The organism is Nonomuraea sp. NPDC026600 (genome assembly GCF_040638335.1).
GTDB lineage: Bacteria > Actinomycetota > Actinomycetes > Streptosporangiales > Streptosporangiaceae > Nonomuraea.
Window position 1 is genome coordinate 18427 of record NZ_JBEZYD010000013.1, and the last position, 15322, is coordinate 33748.

At 67.8% G+C, this 15322-nt stretch carries 19 protein-coding genes; 9 read left to right on the plus strand and 10 right to left on the minus strand.

The window, feature by feature from the left end; genetic code table 11:
• Positions 1–16: 16 nt before the first annotated feature.
• The gene (gene dapA, locus AB0F17_RS28285) at positions 17–934 is read right to left on the minus strand and encodes a 4-hydroxy-tetrahydrodipicolinate synthase (protein WP_358028579.1); all 918 of its coding nucleotides are present in this window, start codon (positions 932–934) and stop codon (positions 17–19) included.
• Positions 935–1532: 598 nt separating this feature from the next.
• Here dapA and AB0F17_RS28290 point away from each other — a divergent pair.
• Both AB0F17_RS28290 and radC read left to right on the plus strand, forming a co-directional pair.
• The gene (locus tag AB0F17_RS28290) at positions 1533–2249 is read left to right on the plus strand and encodes a GntR family transcriptional regulator (RefSeq protein WP_214642951.1); all 717 of its coding nucleotides are present in this window, start codon (positions 1533–1535) and stop codon (positions 2247–2249) included.
• A gap of 922 nt (positions 2250–3171) precedes the next feature.
• Positions 3172–3828 (plus strand): DNA repair protein RadC, encoded by a 657-nt coding sequence (radC, locus tag AB0F17_RS28295; RefSeq protein ID WP_358028582.1) that lies wholly within the window; start codon positions 3172–3174, stop codon positions 3826–3828.
• 986 nt (positions 3829–4814) lie between these two features.
• Here the strand turns inward: radC and AB0F17_RS28300 are convergent.
• Positions 4815–5105 carry a hypothetical protein gene (locus tag AB0F17_RS28300; RefSeq protein WP_358028585.1) on the minus strand — a complete coding sequence of 97 codons (291 nt, stop codon included), beginning with the start codon at positions 5103–5105 and terminating at the stop codon, positions 4815–4817.
• Positions 5106–5214: 109 nt separating this feature from the next.
• On the opposite strand from AB0F17_RS28300, the gene AB0F17_RS28305 reads away from it, so the two are divergent.
• Both AB0F17_RS28305 and AB0F17_RS28310 read left to right on the plus strand, forming a co-directional pair.
• Positions 5215–5700, plus strand: a complete 486-nt coding sequence (locus AB0F17_RS28305) for a GntR family transcriptional regulator (protein WP_358028588.1) — start codon at positions 5215–5217, stop codon at positions 5698–5700.
• Between the two features lie 134 nt (positions 5701–5834).
• Positions 5835–6221, plus strand: a complete 387-nt coding sequence (locus tag AB0F17_RS28310) for a GntR family transcriptional regulator (protein ID WP_358028591.1) — start codon at positions 5835–5837, stop codon at positions 6219–6221.
• Here the strand turns inward: AB0F17_RS28310 and AB0F17_RS28315 are convergent.
• From AB0F17_RS28315 to AB0F17_RS28325, 3 genes are read right to left on the minus strand one after another with little or no spacing between them, the layout of a single operon-like run.
• Positions 6211–6609, minus strand: a complete 399-nt coding sequence (locus AB0F17_RS28315) for an ASCH domain-containing protein (protein ID WP_358028593.1) — start codon at positions 6607–6609, stop codon at positions 6211–6213. The two genes, AB0F17_RS28310 and AB0F17_RS28315, sit on opposite strands and share 11 nt — an antisense overlap.
• A 31-nt stretch (positions 6610–6640) precedes the next feature.
• Positions 6641–7663, minus strand: coding sequence for a hypothetical protein (locus AB0F17_RS28320; protein WP_358028596.1), 1023 nt, complete (start codon positions 7661–7663; stop codon positions 6641–6643).
• 45 nt (positions 7664–7708) lie between these two features.
• Positions 7709–8638, minus strand: a complete 930-nt coding sequence (locus AB0F17_RS28325; protein ID WP_358028599.1) for a DMT family transporter — start codon at positions 8636–8638, stop codon at positions 7709–7711.
• Here AB0F17_RS28325 and AB0F17_RS28330 point away from each other — a divergent pair.
• Positions 8637–10034: a PLP-dependent aminotransferase family protein gene (locus AB0F17_RS28330; protein WP_358028601.1), complete on the plus strand. Its 1398-nt coding sequence runs from the start codon at positions 8637–8639 to the stop codon at positions 10032–10034. The genes AB0F17_RS28325 and AB0F17_RS28330 overlap by 2 nt on opposite strands.
• Here the strand turns inward: AB0F17_RS28330 and AB0F17_RS28335 are convergent.
• Positions 10010–10315 (minus strand): hypothetical protein, encoded by a 306-nt coding sequence (locus AB0F17_RS28335; RefSeq protein WP_358028604.1) that lies wholly within the window; start codon positions 10313–10315, stop codon positions 10010–10012. The two genes, AB0F17_RS28330 and AB0F17_RS28335, sit on opposite strands and share 25 nt — an antisense overlap.
• 44 nt (positions 10316–10359) lie before the next feature.
• On the opposite strand from AB0F17_RS28335, the gene AB0F17_RS28340 reads away from it, so the two are divergent.
• The 3 genes from AB0F17_RS28340 to AB0F17_RS28350 are packed head-to-tail and all read left to right on the plus strand — an operon-like array spanning position 10360 to position 12546.
• On the plus strand, positions 10360–11004 hold the full coding sequence (locus AB0F17_RS28340; RefSeq protein ID WP_358028606.1) for a CGNR zinc finger domain-containing protein: 645 nt from the start codon (positions 10360–10362) through the stop codon (positions 11002–11004).
• A gap of 44 nt (positions 11005–11048) precedes the next feature.
• A complete protein-coding gene (locus tag AB0F17_RS28345) occupies positions 11049–11657 on the plus strand; it encodes a GNAT family N-acetyltransferase (protein WP_358028608.1) in 609 nt (202 codons plus the stop codon).
• 13 nt (positions 11658–11670) lie between these two features.
• The gene (locus AB0F17_RS28350; RefSeq protein ID WP_358028611.1) at positions 11671–12546 is read left to right on the plus strand and encodes a 1,4-dihydroxy-2-naphthoate polyprenyltransferase; all 876 of its coding nucleotides are present in this window, start codon (positions 11671–11673) and stop codon (positions 12544–12546) included.
• A gap of 43 nt (positions 12547–12589) precedes the next feature.
• Here AB0F17_RS28350 and AB0F17_RS28355 read toward each other — a convergent pair whose 3' ends face one another.
• Entirely contained in the window at positions 12590–12811 is a 222-nt protein-coding gene (locus AB0F17_RS28355) for a S1 RNA-binding domain-containing protein (protein ID WP_358028614.1), read from the minus strand.
• A 148-nt stretch (positions 12812–12959) separates the two neighbouring features.
• On the minus strand, positions 12960–13331 hold the full coding sequence (locus AB0F17_RS28360) for a VOC family protein (protein ID WP_358028616.1): 372 nt from the start codon (positions 13329–13331) through the stop codon (positions 12960–12962).
• A gap of 87 nt (positions 13332–13418) precedes the next feature.
• On the opposite strand from AB0F17_RS28360, the gene AB0F17_RS28365 reads away from it, so the two are divergent.
• Positions 13419–13883, plus strand: a complete 465-nt coding sequence (locus AB0F17_RS28365) for a MarR family winged helix-turn-helix transcriptional regulator (protein WP_358028618.1) — start codon at positions 13419–13421, stop codon at positions 13881–13883.
• Between the two features lie 57 nt (positions 13884–13940).
• Here AB0F17_RS28365 and AB0F17_RS28370 read toward each other — a convergent pair whose 3' ends face one another.
• Both AB0F17_RS28370 and dapB read right to left on the minus strand, forming a co-directional pair.
• Entirely contained in the window at positions 13941–14420 is a 480-nt protein-coding gene (locus AB0F17_RS28370) for a GNAT family N-acetyltransferase (protein WP_358028621.1), read from the minus strand.
• Positions 14421–14555: 135 nt separating this feature from the next.
• The gene (gene dapB, locus AB0F17_RS28375) at positions 14556–15293 is read right to left on the minus strand and encodes a 4-hydroxy-tetrahydrodipicolinate reductase (RefSeq protein WP_358028623.1); all 738 of its coding nucleotides are present in this window, start codon (positions 15291–15293) and stop codon (positions 14556–14558) included.
• Between the last annotated feature and the right edge of the window lie 29 nt (positions 15294–15322).

The following is a 15322-nucleotide window of genomic DNA, read 5'->3' on the forward strand; positions in this document are numbered from 1 at the left end:
CGGTTCCTCCCCGTTCCTATGCGTCTGTCAACTTCACCCCGCCGGCCACCAGGCAAGCACGCAGCTCGGCGATCTGCTTCTCTGTCGCGGCCACCAATGGCAGCCGCACTGGCCCGACCGGCACTCCTACCATGCCCAGTGCCGCCTTGGCCATGATCGCGCCGCCCGCGCTCAACATGATCCCTTCGACCACGGGCGCCAGTTGGCGGTGCACTGCGAGCGCCTGAACGACGTCGCCGTTCCTGTACAGGTCGATCATGCGGGCCAGGTCAGCGCCGACCACATGGCCGACAACGCTGACGAACCCAGCCGCCCCAACCGAGAGCCAGGGCAGGTTGAGCAGATCGTCGCCCGAGTAGAAGGCGAGATCGGTCATCGCCATCACCTGGCTGCCAAGGAACAGATCGCCCTTGGCGTCCTTAACGGCCACGATGCGCTCGTGCTGTGCGAGCCGGATCAAGGTTTCGATCTTGATCGGCACACCGCTGCGTCCAGGGATGTCATAGAGCATCACCGGAAGGCCGGTTGCATCGGCCACGGCAGCGAAGTGCTGATACAGGCCCTCTTGCGGAGGCTTGTTGTAATACGGCGTCACCACGAGCAGCCCGTGAGCACCCGCGCGGGCCGCGGCCTTGGCGAGCGAGATGCTGTGATGCGTGTCGTTGGTGCCCGCCCCGGCCACCACCGTCGCTCGATCACCTACCGTATCGAGCACGGTGCGCAGAATGCGCTCCTTCTCGTCATCGGAGGTAGTGGGCGACTCTCCGGTCGTCCCGCTGACGATCAAGCCGTCGTTGCGCTGCTCGTCCACCAGATAGGTGGCCAGGCGCCGCACGGCGTCGTAATCGACCGCACCGTCAGGAGTGAACGGCGTGACCATGGCGGTCAACATACGGCCGAAGGGCGCGTCGGTGGTTCCAGTTGGCGAAGCCATAGTGCGAACGCTACCTGGATTCGCAAAAGCGGTGGACGCCGCCACCCCGCTTTGCCTGCCTGGAGCCGCCTATTGTCATGCCGTTCCCCGGCCTCTCAGAGCATGTCCAACTGCCCTCGACCCGTTGTTGCGCGCTGTTCCAAGTGTCCGAACGTCCATGTGGAGCGGACCGCGGGCCCGGAACTCGATCATCAGGTATTCGGTCGCGGTGATCACCGGGATCACAAGTCAGGCTTCCTGCCGCGCCAGGCGCATGCCGTACGGCCGCAGCCCGACACGCCGCGCACAGACGTCATGACGTCCACAGACGTCTCGCACATCTCCCATATCCGCCGAACCGGGTACGGCGCCGGGCAACGCCCGCGCGAGCGACCTCTGCGGCACCCATGGGAAGAGGCCGCCGATATGTGCTCGGGGGTACACACATCGACGACCTCTACCGAAGAATCGGCTGCCCTTACATCGGCGTTACAGGGTTTCTCCGATAATTTTCCACTGCCGCAAAGTTGGGGCTCCAAGTGTCCTCGATGACGGTCGGTTACCTGCCGAATACGGCAACATGGGGCAACGCCTCACACGAACCCTCAGGGATGGACTAGTGGCCACCTCAGATCCGGTCTACCTGCGTGTCGTCGAAGACATTCGGCGACAGATCACCGACGGCACCCTTCCCCCCGGCGCGCCCATTCCCTCACGGGCGCAGCTGACCCGCAAGTATCAGGTCGGCGAGACCGCAGCCCGCCATGCCCTGCGCGTGCTGGCAGGCGAAGGCCTCATCATCGGCCGTGTGGGATCGGGTCATTACGTCAGAGAACGCCCCGACCTCTCCCCATTGCACCGATGGCGCTTCCTCGATCATCCCGCCCCATTCGCCGCCGACCTGCAGTCCCAGGGCCGGCGCGTGACGTGGGACTGGCACAGCGAACCCGCTGAGGCCGGACCCGACATCGCCAGACGGCTACGGCTCGACGAATCGACCACCCTGACGAGGACGCACTATGTCTTCCGCGGTGATGGCAGGCCGCTCCAGCTCGCCACCTCGTACGAGCCTCTGGAGTTCGCCGCCCACACGGAGGAGGAACGGCGCAGCTTGGTCGCCAGAATGTACGCGCACGGGATAAAGATCACGGAGATCGTCGAAAGCGTACACACCCGCGTGCCCCGCCCCGCGGAGAGCGACGCCCTCGATCTGCCTGCGGGCATCCACGTCCTGCACGTGGAACGCACTCATTGGGCAGGCGACCGCCCAGTGGAGACCAGCGACATCGTGATCCCGGGCGACCGCTTCCGGATCATGTACAGCATGCCTGTTTGAGCGAATGTGAGAGCTCCGGGCCGATACCCGCCTCTTCGGCCTGGAGCTCAGCCAGACGGCCATCGGGCTGACATTTCGCCACGACGACGGCCGGCCGGTCCCCCGCAGCACCACGACTTGTCACTGGCCCGATTCCTGCGGCTTCAGGGCCGTGAGGTACGAGGTTCCATACTGGCCCCAGGGCGTCGTAGCCCTCGCGTTGTGGGATCTCTGCGCCCCGCCCGCTTCAGGGTCCGCACGTCACGTGAACCTCGAATTACCCTGCGGCTTCAGACGTTGACACGAACCCAACCCGCGGTTCAAGAACTCGCGCGTTACGCGACCACCGAGCCAGCCTGCGGCTCAAGAATCCGCATGCTACGGGAAGCCTGTGGCCTCAGGGCCGCGCTTTAGAGGTTTCCGTCCAGGCGATGGCGTCCTCTGGAGTGGTGTGACTTCTGACGATCTTCGCGAGGCGTCGAGGGACGACCACCTTGCGCTTTGAGAGTTTCGGATCTTGAGACTGACCGTGGAATTACACCACTCGGCGAGACGTCATCTCCCACGCTGCGGGTGTCCAGACTGCAGGCGTCCGGAACTGCGGCCGGATCTGCGCCCCTCCGGACGGTGACCGTCCGGACCTGCCCCCTCCAGACCGTGACCGTCCGGACCTCAACCGTACAGACACGGACTGTCCAGATTACGTACGCACAGACTGCGACCGTCCGGACCACCAGCGTCCCGACCACAACCGTCCAGACCATCGGCGGGTGAGTCGAAGCCGAGCGCCGCCATCCGGGCCTCGATGTGACGGAAGCAACATCAAGCTTCGCCAACCCGACCGCAGCTCTCAAAAGCCTTTCCCATCGACATTCAAGGCAGTTCTCGCTGGCCAGGCCGCGGTTGTCGGTGCTCGTTGATAGAACCGTTCTGGAGGTTGCGGATGCGAGTCAAAGACCTGCCAAGACGTGAGCGGCCACGCGAGCGGCTGATGGCGAACGGCGCCACGGCGCTGGCTGACCGGGAGCTGCTGGCCGTGCTCCTCGGTTCAGGCTTTCGGGGGGCGAGCGCGATGGATCTGGCGGCCCAGGTGATCGAGCACTGTGGCGATCTCGATGGGCTGGCCCGGTCTGAGCCACACCGGCTATTGGCGGTACATGGCGTTGGGCCCGCCAAGGCGGCGCGGGTGATTGCGGCTTTTCATCTCGTACGACGGGCGCAGGCAGAGCCTGAGCCGACCAGGATCACCGGCACGTCCGATCTGGCGACGGTCGTCGCCCCTCTGCTCCGTGGCCACTCCCGGGAGCGGCTGGTCGTGATGGCGTGCGATGTCCGGGGGGCGGTGTTGCGGCGGGTGGTGCTGACCGAGGGCGGCTCTGACCACACGACCGTGCCGGTTCGGGACATCATCACGGCGGTGCTGACGGCTGGCGGGGCGGCGTTCGGGGTCGCGCACAACCATCCGAGCGGCTCCCTCGATCCGAGTGACGCGGACGTCGTCGCCACGGCGCGTCTCGCCGAGGCCGCCGAGACGGTCGGACTTCGATTCCTCGACCATTTGATCGTCACGGACGCGGCATGGCGTCGGGTGCCCTTCTGAACGCCAAGGAGAGCCAAAAAGTAGTGCGGAGATCAGGTCAGTCTCCGCCCACCCTGACGGGCGCCGGCCCCGAACCGACCACCAGCCCCCGCGTCGTCATCACAACCGTCGGGCCGCTGTTCCGGCGCGTCTCTCACCGGCATCACGGCCGTCGGCCTGCCTGGTCCAGTGCGTTCCAGCGCTTCGCCGAACCGGTATAGGGCCTTTTGATCACCACCAAGGGTGCTGATACACCGCAAGACCACCGAAAGGCATGTTTCCGTTGATAGCTCTGAAGGCAAGGCTTCCCTCAGCGGAGCGTGAGACGCTACCTCTGCGAGCAGGTCGGCTAAGACGTGAGTCGGCCAATTGCTGGCAAACGCGTGGTCCCGTGCCTCCCGGAGGGCATGGGACCACGTACGGCCCGCAACTGGGTCCGTCCACTACGCGCGACGGCGCAGCAACACCGTGGACGGTCGGACTCCTGGCAAGGTCCACCCGGTAGCAGGCGAAGAGGACGGCTCAGCACCACCAAAGCGGGTTCTCGGAAGCGTCGGCGAACTGCGCTCGTCGGCGATCAGCGAACCCGTAGGACTAGAAGACTCTCTGAAATCGCAGCCACTCGACTGTAGAGGGTGGTTGCCTCGTCGCTGGCCCCGCATCAGACGCGGGATGCGGGGCCAGCGCGACCCGGTCTTCGACCGCGATCGCCGAATCTGCGGCACTTCATTCGGCAACGCGGCCTGACGCTCCCCACGGCCACGCCCGCCCCGGCGGCACCGGCTCCCGTGAAAGACCCCACCAGAAGGTGGTCGCAGGTCCCAGGCGCGGGAATGGGACCTGCAAGAACGAGTTGGGCCCAGGCAGAGCACGGAGTTCTTGGGATGACCTCTGCCGGGGGACTTGACCGGCACGAGCCCACACCTGTTCGGTCAAACGGACCGCGCGACGACTGCGCAATACGGCGAGAAGACACCCCAGGATGCTTCGATGACGACGTACGACGATCACCGAGCGTCTCCGTGCAGCAGCATGGTCCACAGAATGTCCGTCTTAGAGGCGGCCGTTCGGACGCTCTCCTCCACCACCACTCGCCCGCCCTTTCTCGTCGTTCTGCGGATGTAACGCTGGCCGCCTGCCTGGCACAGCTCGTAAAACACCGGCTGACAGTCGCAGGTGTAATCCCGCACACGCACCCGCTCGCTGCAGGGCCACACCAGATCCCACTCGATCGACGCCGACGCGCTACTCGCCGCCGCCACATGACGGCCATGGAGGTCACCCTCTTCCCACGGCATGAAGCTCACTATAGCTCAGGCGTATTCACTGGTCTAGATCTCGTATCAACACACTCATTGGGTGTGTCCATTTTAGGCGGACACGTATGGTTTCGTCTATAATCCCAAGGTGCTAGATCGCGAAGGGCCCGTCCCCCTTTACAAGCAAGTCGCCGACCTGATCTGCGATCAGATCGAGCGTGGCGAGCTCTCAGCGGGCGACCCCGTGCCGAGCGAGGCCAAGCTCGAGAAGGACTACGCGATAGCAAGGACGACAGCCCGACGGGTGGCGCGCGAGCTCCGCGAGCAGGGCATGGCGTACACGATTCAGGGCGAGGGCACGTTCGTCGGGCCGCCTGGCACTCCTCGCACGCCCAGAGCCACACCGATTTATCAGAAGATCGCCGAAGAGATCGCCGAACGCATCCAGCAGGGCGAGATACCACCCAACAGGGCGATTCCCGGCGAGAAGGCCATGATGCAGCAGTACGGCGTCGCCAAGGTCACGGCGCGCCAGGCCGTGGGGCATCTCAGAGAGCAGGGCTGGGTGTTCACCGTTCCCTATCGAGGCACTTTCGTGTCCGATCCGAAAGAGTGGCCAAGCAAAGGTTCATAACTCGCCACCCCTTGTCTAGGTCCCGTATAACATTGACGACATGCTCGACCGCGAGGGTGATACCCACCCCTATCGCCAGATCAGCGAGATCATCCGCTCGCGCATCGTCGACACACTCTCGCCCGGGTGCCCCTGTGGCAAGCGAGGCGGAAATTCAGCGCGAGTTCGGCGTGGCCCGCACCACCGCACGCAGGGCGATCCGCGTACTTCGCGACGAAGGACTCATTCACACCGTCCAGGGCGAGGGAACATTCGTCGGCGTGCGCAATGAAGCACCCCGTGCATCACGAAAAATCCCGCTATATCAGCACATAGCTGCTGAGATTGCGCAGCGCATCAAGGCCGGAGAACTACTCCCGAGGCGGCCGATCCCCGGGGAGACGGCTCTGCTGCAGCAGCATGATGTGGCACGCGAGACCGTACGGCGAGCCATGGCATTGCTGCGCGAGCAAGGCTGGATCTACACGGTCCCTCAGCGCGGGAGCTACGTCTCGCCGGAAGAGTCCTGGCCTAAGGAGTAAGAAGGCGGAAGGTCAGGCAGACGACCGTCGACGAGTCGGTCACCTCGTGGCCCAGGCCGGCCCAGTACCGGCCATGAACCTCACGCCAGTCCTCGATCGACCGGAACCCCTCCCCCTCCGCCTGCGCGAACTCCCAGCTCACCGCCCCGAACGGCACCTGCTCCACCCCGATCACCTCAACCAGAGCCGCCCGCGAGCCCTCATCGTCCACGAGCACGAGCCGCTCGCCGACGTGTTCCAGCGGCTCCCCCTCGGCGACGTAGTCGAGTTCCAGCAGCCCCGCCGTGGCCCTCTTGGCGCCGGACAGGACCAGGTCGGTCAGCCAGGTGCGCTGCTTGCCTGGCATGCCGAGTTCGAGCACACGGAGCCCGTCGATGCGTCCCCACATGGAAGGGATCGTACGTCGCGCAAGGCCGGCATCAGAAGACCGGGATGATCTCCTCGGGGTCGATGAACTCGACCTGGACGCCCTCCAGGTCGAGTTCGGGGATGGCGGGGAAGGCGATGCCCCAGCGTTCGACGATGGCGCGGATGCGGGCCATGGCGAGCCGCCAGTTCTCCGCCTGCTCCTCGTAGGACAGCACGCCCAGCCCGGCCTGCCTGGCGTGGTCCATCAGGACGCGGTGGTTGGCCAGGAAGTACGGCGGGAGCTCCCAGAAGCCCTCCGGCGGCTCCCAGAGGATCATGGACAGGAAGACGAAGCCGGCGCGGAGTTGGCGGGTGATGAGGGAGCGGGTCTCGTCCGTGAGGCCGGGCCACTCGTTCTCCAGAATGGTCATGCAAATCTGGAGATGTCGGGACTCGTCGCGGCCGATGCGCTGGAACATCTCCCCGAAGACGGGGTGTTCGGTGCCCGAGGCCATGCCCCTGAACAGGGTCGAGGCGGCCATCTCGCCCATCATGAAGCTGGTGAAGAGCACGGGCAGCGAGTACTTGCCCACGGCCGCGCTGTAGCCGGTCCAGTAGCGGCCGCCGTTGTGATAGAGCCAGCCGATGTTGTTGTGCGCGGCCTTCTCCAGGTCATCGGACGGAGTCCAGTCGAGGGGTCCGCCGGGCCAGAGCTTGGCGATGGTCCGCTGGCAGCACTCCTCGTGGTTCATCTCGTCGCGGGTGATCGAGAAGAAGCACTTCCTGACCGGATCCTCCTCGTGCTTCTCGAACGCCTGGATGGTGGCCCGCGCGAACACCGCCGGCCCCGAGGCGTCGAAGTTGGCCAGCACGGCGAACCAGTACATGATCCCGAGGCGCTGTTCACGCGTGAAGTCGTCCGGGTTCAGCCCGTCCCAGGGCAGGTCGGCCGGGTTCCAGAGCGTCCGCTTGGATTTCTCGTAGATCGCCGCCAGCTTGGCCGTCTCGACCCGCCACTCCATCGGGTAGATGTTCGGCTGCGGGATCGCAGGGGCCGGCCAGAAGCCGCCCTCCGGAATCGTGAGGTCTGCCATCTGTGACACCTCCGCTTCCCATCCTGCGGGGCGGCGTCACGGCTTTCAAGTGCGGGCACGCTGGGTGAGGGCCACGCAGACGAGTACGGCCAGCGCGGCGGCCACGGTGGCCGAACCGTACCTCTCCCCCATCAGGAACCACGCCCAGGCGAGCGTGAGCAGCGGCTGGGCGAGCTGGGTCTGACCCGCTCTGGCGATGCCGCCCCTGGCGAGGCCGGCGTACCAGGGGACGAAGCCGAGGAACATCGAGATCAGGCCGACGTACGCGAAGCCGGCGAGGGCTTGGGGTGACGGGTGGACGGGGGTGGTGAGGGCGAGTACGGCCGTCACGGGGGCGGTGAGCGGGAGGGAGAGGACGAGGGTGTGGGAGATGACCTGCCAGCCCGGCGTTTCGCGGGAGAGGCGGGCGCCTTCTGTATAGCCGATGGCCGCCGAGACGAGGGCGCCGACCAGGAGGACGTCGGGCCAGGCGGCCGTGCTCTGGCCACGGGTGAGGGTGAAGGCGGTGATGGCGATCGCGCCTGCCGTACAGGCCAGCCAGAACAGAGGGCGCGGGCGTTCGCCGGCGCGCAGGACCGCGCAGACGGCGGTGGCGGCCGGGAGCAGGCCGATGACGACGGCGGAGTGGGCGGTGGTGGCGCCGAGGTCCAGAGCCAGGCCGCTGAAGACGGGGAACCCGAAGACCACGCCGAGGGAGATCGCGGCGTAGGAGCGCCACTGGTGGCGGGGCGGGATCAGCGGGAGGCGGGCTGCTTTGAGGCAGATGAGGGCTATGACACCGGCGATCACGGCCCGGCCGATGGCGACCAGCCATGGATCGAAGCCGCGCATCGCGTAGACGGTGGCGGGGAAGGAGCCGGAGAAGGCGAGAACACCGAGAAACGCGAGAAGGCTTCCCTGGCGGAATCGCGCCGAGTCTCCCCGAGAGGCGACCGCTACTCTGTCGCGGACGATAGCGCTATTCTTATCCGTCATGGAACAGGATAGCAGTATCGCCCAAATCACCGCGATCCTGCGCCAAGAGCTCACCCGCCTGCGACCGGGTGACCGCCTCCCCTCCTCCAGAGAGCTCATGCGCCGCCACAACGTCAGCCCCGTGACGGTCTCGCGGGCTATCGGGCAGCTGGCGGCCGAAGGCCGGGTGGTCACCAAGCCCGGCATCGGAGCATTCATCGCCCAGTCGCCTGCGGGGCCCAGCGACCTGCCCGACTTCTCCTGGCAGACCGTCGCGCTGGGCGATCGGGTGGTGGACGAGAGCCCGGTGACCGCGTTGCTGACCCCACCGCCCGAGGGCGTCATCCCGCTCACCGGCGGCTACCTGAACCCGGGTCTCCGGCCGGACAGGCAGCTGGCCGCCGCGGCGTCGCGGGCGGTGCGCAGGCCGGGAGCGTGGGCGATGCCGCCGCTGACCGGGCTGACCGAGCTGCGCAGGTGGTTCGCGACGCAGGCCGGGGGCGACGTGACCGCGGCCGACGCGCTGATCGTCAGTGGCGGCCAGGCCGCGCTCACGCACGCCTTCAGGGCGCTGGCCGCTCCGGGGACGCCGGTTCTGGTCGAGACACCGACCTATCCGGGCGCGCTGGCCGCGGCCAAGGCGGCGGGCCTGCGGGCGACGGCCGTGCCGATGGACCGGGACGGCGTACGGCCCGACCTGCTGGCCGAGGCGTTCGCCGTCACCGGCGCGCGGGTGTTCTGCTGCCAGCCCACCCTGCAGAACCCGACCGGCGCGACGCTCACCCACGAACGCAGGGAACAGGTGCTCCAGGTCGCCAGGGCGGCAGGCGCGTTCGTGATCGAGGACGATTACGCCCGCTACCTCAGCGACCGGACGCCGCCGCCGATGGTGTCGATGGACGCGCACGGCACGGTCGTCTACATCTGCTCGCTCACCAAGATCCTGTCTCCGAGCACGCGGGTCGCGGCCGTGGTCGCGCGTGGTCCGGCCGCGCACCGGCTGCGGGCCAGCCAGCTGGTGGAGTCGTTCTTCGTGGCGCGCCCGCTGCAGGAGACCGTGCTGGAGTTCGTCGGCTCCCCCGGCTGGCGCCGGCACCTGGCGAACGTACGTACCGAGATCCTGATCCGCCGCGACGCGCTCGCCACCGAGCTGGCCGCGCGGCTGCCCGCCGCCGAGCTGCACCTGCTGCCGAAGGGCGGCATGCATCTGTGGGTCCGGCTGCCGCCGGAAACCGACGAGAACGCCCTGGTCGAGGCCGCGAAACGCAACGGCGTACTGGTGAGCCCGGGCAGAATCCACTACCCGTCGGAACCACCGGGGCCTCACCTCCGCGTCACACACATCGCGGCCGCGAACCTGGCCGAGCTGGCCGAGGGGGTCCGGCGGCTGGCTCAGGCGCTGGCGAACACCTCGTAGTGCTCCACGGTCCGCTCCCTGTCGACCAGGAACGCGTCGTCCTCGGGGTAGAAGACCGCCACGCCCGGATCGTCCCCGGCGAACGCCCTGATCGCCTCCCACGACTCCCACAGCGAGATCAGGAAGAACTCGGTCCTGTCGCCCGAGTCACGCCGGGTGAAGTAGGCGCCGCGGTTCCCCGGCGTCTGGGTGTAACCGGGGAATCCGGTGTGCAGGAGGTATTCCTCATAGGCCGCGGCATCGGACCTACGTGTCCAGCCTCGCCAGGTACGAACGATCACGCAACTCATCATGGCGCAACCGGCCACTGCCATACAGTGGTGACATGCTGGCGCCCGCCGAGCTCGTACGCGACTTCGTGAACACCTACAACCTCGATTCCGACGCCGACGAGCTGGCCTCACCCGCCGAACTGGCCGTCTGGCTCCGGGAGTGGGGCCTGATCGGCCCGCGCGACCGCGCGACCGACGACGACCTCACCACCGCGCTCACCCTGCGCGAAGCCCTTCGGGCCGCGCTAAGACGCGAGCCTCCTGAGGCGCCCGAACTGCGGGCCGCACTAAGGCGCGAAACGCCCAAGATCCCTGAACTGCGGACCGCGCCAAGACGCGAATCTCCCAAGACGCCCGAACTGCGGGCCGCGCTACGGCGCGAAGCTCCGGAGATGCCCGAACTGCCGGCCTTGCCGCTGCTCGTACGCGTCGGCGCCACGCCGGAACTGGTCCCTCTCGAAGACGGTGTCAGGGGCGGCCTGGCCAGGATCGCCGCTGCCGTCACCGACCAGTCGTGGCACCGGCTGAAGGTCTGCGCCGAGGACATGTGCCAGTGGGCGTTCATCGACTCCTCGAAGAACCGATCACGCTCATGGTGTTCTATGCGGGTCTGCGGCAACCGCACCAAAACACGCGCTTACCGGGCGAGGAAGCAGGGTTCGCGTCATCCCCAAGGCTCAAACACCGATACGGTGTAACTCGTGCCTTGTGGCATGGACGGCAGGCGAAGGAGCGGGCCGAGATGGCAGACGTAGGCGTCCGGGCGGCCCGGCGCGAGGATGTGCTCCAGGTGGCGAATACTCAGATCCGCGCCTGGCGCTACGGCTATCGGGAGTTCCTTCCCGAGGGGCCGCTCGAGCAGATGACGGGGGCCGCGGCGGAGAAGATGTGGCTGCGCCAGTGGGACGAGGCGATCGTCGCCCCGCCCACCCCCATGCATCGGGTGCTGGTGGCGGTGGAGACCATCCTGGACACCGAGGGCTTCCCGGCTCTCGGCCTGGGCGGCAGTGCCGTCCTGGCCACGCCGCGCGGCGGTGAGCGAGTGGTGGGCCTGGCCTCGCACGCGCCCGCCGAAGACCCCGACCTCGACCCGACCGTCGCCGCCGAGATGCTGACTCTGCTGGTCGACCCCGATTTCGTCCGGCGTGGCCACGGCAGCCGCCTGCTCAACGCCACCGTCGACCACCTGCGGGAGGACGGCTTCCGGCAGATCGTCACGTGGGTGTTCGCCGACAACTACGCGGTGCTGGGCTTCCTGGAGTCGGCCGGCTGGGGCGAGGACATGGCCGAGCGCGTGCTCGACATGGGCCGTCCCATCCGCATGGTCAGGCTCACCACCGACATCAGCTAGAGGATTCGTCTTTATGGCAACCCCCGGCCAGTGGATCGCCGGCGCACGTCCGCGCACCCTGCCCAACGCCATCGTGCCCGTCATGGTCGGCACCGGCGTGGCGATCGGCGAGAACGGCTTCGTCTGGTGGCGCGCGATCGTCGCACTGCTCGTGGCCCTGTCGCTGCAGATCGGTGTCAACTACGCCAATGACTACAGCGACGGCATCCGCGGCACCGATGACCAGCGGGTCGGTCCAATGCGCCTGGTCGGCTCACGTGCGGCCACGCCGCGGCAGGTGCTGGCGGCCGCGCTCGGCTGCTTCGCCCTGGCCGCGGTGCTCGGGCTGACCCTGGTGCTGGCCACCCGCGCGTGGTGGATCCTGCTCGTGGGCGCCGCCGCGATCGCCGCCGCCTGGTTCTACACCGGCGGCCGGGCTCCGTACGGCTATCGCGCGCTCGGCGAGGTGTCGGTGTTCACCTTCTTCGGTGTCGTCCCCGTGGTCGGCACCGCGTACGTCCAGACCGAGCACCTGTCCTGGGCGGCGCTGGTGGCGTCGATCCCGATCGGGCTCCTGTCGTGCTCCATGCTCGTCGTGAACAACCTGCGCGACGTGGGCACCGACGGCCAGGCGGGCAAACGGACGCTGGCGGTCGTCCTGGGCGCGGCGCGCACCCGCACGCTCTACGCCACCTGCCTGATCGTGCCGTTCGTCATCGCGCTGGCCATGCTTCCGATCGCGCCTCTGGCCGCCGCCGCGGTGCTCGCCGCGCCGCTGGCGATCACGCCGGTCAAGACGGTCCTGCACGGCGCCGTCGGCCCGGCGCTGATCGGCGTACTGCAGCAGACCGGCAAACTGCAGCTGGCGTACGGCCTGCTGTTCACGCTCGGTTTGGCGATCACTCTGTAGGACGTGCGGGGACCGGACAGGGCCCCCGCACGCGCCATCAGTCTCAGCCCGCGGTGAATCTCAGCCGCCTGTTGTCGTGGTCGATCTCGGCGATCCGTACCGAGACGCTCGACCCGGCCTCTGGCCGGTCCGATCCGACGAGCAGCCCGTGGACACCGTCGGCGACTTCGATGAAGGCGCCGAACGGGACGACCCTGGCCACGCTCCCGTCGAGCACGTCACCGACGGCGTGCCGCGAGGTGAAACCCTCCCAAGCATTGGACATGCGATCACCTCCTTTCCTCTGCGATCTCCGCCTGGGGAACGCGAGAGGTGGCGGGCCGCGGGCCCGCTCGGTGATCAAGGCGTGGCCGGGCGCCCCGTCTCGTCATGGCACTTGGCCGACCCGGCAGTCACGGTCGCCACCCTACTCACTAGGGGACGGCCGTGAACAGCTCGTAGCTGTGGCCGTTGGGATCGCGCACGTAGACGCCACGACCGCCACCGAGGTGGTTGATCTGCCGGTCCCAGCCATGGCCCGGGCCGGAGCCGTACGAGATCGACTCGGACTCCCGAAGACGGCCCAGCACCCCGTCGAAGGTGTCGTCATCGACCAGGAACGCGTAGTGGCCCGGCTGGACCTGGTGCCGGTCGTCGAAGTCGAGTGCGAGGTCGTCATTGACCCTGACGGGCACGAACGGGCCGGACGGCGCGGAGACCGGCAGCCCGAGCAGGTCGGCGAGGAACGTGGCGGCGGCGGTCTTGTCGGCCGCCGGGACGATCAGATGGTTGAGGACGATGGACATGTCGACTCTCCTTAAACCCAGCCGGATACATGCGATATGCACATACTATATATGCATATCGCATCCATCTCGGGGTAGAGTGTGCGCATGAACGCGCACGGCCTTTCCTCTGCTGATGGCGACGGCGGTCCCGCACTCTTTCGGCTGGTGCGCTTCTGGTCGCGCCGGTGGATCAACAGCGCCTCGGAGGAGCAGACCGGGGAGACCCGCCACGTGCAGCACATCCTGGCCGTGGAGGCCGTCGACACGGGCAAGGACGCCACCGAGGAGGCCACCGTCGGCACCGTGGCCCACCAGCTCGGCCTCGACCACTCAGGGGCCAGCCGCATCGTCAAGGACGCCACCAAGGCGGGCTACCTGGTGCGCGCCTCGTCCGAGCTCGATCGCCGGCGCGCGTCGCTGCAGCTCACCGCGCACGGCGAGAACCTCCTGGCGGGCTCGCGCCAATGGCAGCGCCACGCCTTCGACGAGCTCACCGTGGGGTGGGACGACTACGACCGCCGGCAGTTCGCCTCCTACCTGAAGCGGTTGGCGGACGAACTCGGCGTCTGACGCTCAGCGTTGACAGACCCCACCGCGTAGCCAGACCCCTCAGCGCGGACAGGCCCCTCAGCGCGGACAGGCCATGACCACGCGCGGCGCCACCTCGATGCCCAGCTCACGCTCGTGCTCGACCAGCGCCCGCAGCTCGGGCCCCCACTCCGCGTCGGGCAGCACGGAGAAGCCGTGCCGCTCGTACCAGGGCGCGTTCCATGGCACATCCCTGTAGGTCGTCAGTGTCACAGCGGGCGCGCCGCTGGCCGCCGCGTGGTCGCGCACCGCCGCGACGAGCCGCCCGCCGATCCCCTGCCGCATCCGCGAGGGGTGTACGGCCAGCTGATCCAGGTGCAGGTTGCCGTCGACCCAGCCGATCAGCGCGAACCCGGCCGGCGGATCCCCCTCGACCAGCACCACGGCCGGGTCCGTGACCTCTTCGATCATGGTCGTGCCCGGTGGGAAAACGATCCCCACCTGCTCGAACAGCCCGTCCGCCGCCAGCTCCACAGCGACCAGCCCGGGCAGCTCGCCCGGCTCGGCCCATCGCGTCATGCCGACACGGTCTCATGTTTGGCCCGGTTCGCGCCTCTGGATATTAATGTGGTGAGCAGGCCGGCTGTGCGGAGCCGGAATCCTCTCCTCACGTCGTGCCCATGACCCGCGTCAGGTTGTGGGCACGATGTGTCTTCAGAGGTCGAGCAGTGGCTCCAGGCCGACAGTCAGGCCGGGCAGCTCGCGGACCCGGCGCACGCCGAGCAGCACGCCCGGGGTGAACGCCGCGCGGCTCATCGTGTCGTGCCTGATCGTGAGGATCTCGCCGTCGCCGCCCAGCAGCACCTCCTGGTGCGCGATGAGCCCGCTCAGCCGTACGGCGTGGACGTGGACGCCGCCGACGTCGGCGCCGCGCGCCCCGCCGAGCTCGGTGGAGGTGGCGTCGGGCATCGCGCCCAGCCCGGCCTTGGCGCGCGCCTCCGAGACCAGCTCAGCGGTGCGGCGGGCGGTGCCGGAAGGCGCGTCGGCCTTGTTGGGGTGGTGCAGCTCGACGATCTCGATGGACTCGAAGTGCTTGGCCGCCTGCTGGGCGAAGTGCATCATGAGCACGGCGGCGATGCCGAAGTTGGGGGCGATCAGGCAGTTGGTCCCGGGGAACTTCGCCAGCCATCCGCGCACGGTCTCGAGCCGCCCGGCTTCGAAGCCGGTGGTGCCGACCACCGGGTGGACACCGTGGGCGATCGCCCATTCAAGGTTGCCCATGACGACGTCGGGATGGGTGAAGTCGACGACCACCTCGGCGCCCTGGAGCCCCTCGATGGCATCGTCCTTGTCGAGCGCGGCCACCAGCTCCAGATCGGGAGCTGCCTCTACCGCCTTGCACACCTCGAGGCCCACGCGACCGCGCGCGCCCAGCACGCCTACCCTAATCACAGGTCAACCCTATACCTGACGACGTGCGC

What these genes read in the sequence shown, in the direction of transcription:
- dapA (WP_358028579.1), bottom strand. Translation starts at nt 934, where the DNA reads ATGGCTTCGCCAACTGGAACCACCGACGCGCCCTTCGGCCGTATGTTG.
- radC (WP_358028582.1), top strand. Translation starts at nt 3,172, where the DNA reads ATGCGAGTCAAAGACCTGCCAAGACGTGAGCGGCCACGCGAGCGGCTG.
- AB0F17_RS28300 (WP_358028585.1), bottom strand. Translation starts at nt 5,105, where the DNA reads ATGCCGTGGGAAGAGGGTGACCTCCATGGCCGTCATGTGGCGGCGGCG.
- AB0F17_RS28315 (WP_358028593.1), bottom strand. Translation starts at nt 6,609, where the DNA reads ATGTGGGGACGCATCGACGGGCTCCGTGTGCTCGAACTCGGCATGCCA.
- AB0F17_RS28320 (WP_358028596.1), bottom strand. Translation starts at nt 7,663, where the DNA reads ATGGCAGACCTCACGATTCCGGAGGGCGGCTTCTGGCCGGCCCCTGCG.
- AB0F17_RS28330 (WP_358028601.1), top strand. Translation starts at nt 8,637, where the DNA reads ATGGAACAGGATAGCAGTATCGCCCAAATCACCGCGATCCTGCGCCAA.
- AB0F17_RS28325 (WP_358028599.1), bottom strand. Translation starts at nt 8,638, where the DNA reads ATGACGGATAAGAATAGCGCTATCGTCCGCGACAGAGTAGCGGTCGCC.
- AB0F17_RS28340 (WP_358028606.1), top strand. Translation starts at nt 10,360, where the DNA reads ATGCTGGCGCCCGCCGAGCTCGTACGCGACTTCGTGAACACCTACAAC.
- AB0F17_RS28345 (WP_358028608.1), top strand. Translation starts at nt 11,049, where the DNA reads ATGGCAGACGTAGGCGTCCGGGCGGCCCGGCGCGAGGATGTGCTCCAG.
- AB0F17_RS28350 (WP_358028611.1), top strand. Translation starts at nt 11,671, where the DNA reads ATGGCAACCCCCGGCCAGTGGATCGCCGGCGCACGTCCGCGCACCCTG.
- AB0F17_RS28355 (WP_358028614.1), bottom strand. Translation starts at nt 12,811, where the DNA reads ATGTCCAATGCTTGGGAGGGTTTCACCTCGCGGCACGCCGTCGGTGAC.
- AB0F17_RS28360 (WP_358028616.1), bottom strand. Translation starts at nt 13,331, where the DNA reads ATGTCCATCGTCCTCAACCATCTGATCGTCCCGGCGGCCGACAAGACC.
- AB0F17_RS28365 (WP_358028618.1), top strand. Translation starts at nt 13,419, where the DNA reads ATGAACGCGCACGGCCTTTCCTCTGCTGATGGCGACGGCGGTCCCGCA.
- AB0F17_RS28370 (WP_358028621.1), bottom strand. Translation starts at nt 14,420, where the DNA reads ATGACGCGATGGGCCGAGCCGGGCGAGCTGCCCGGGCTGGTCGCTGTG.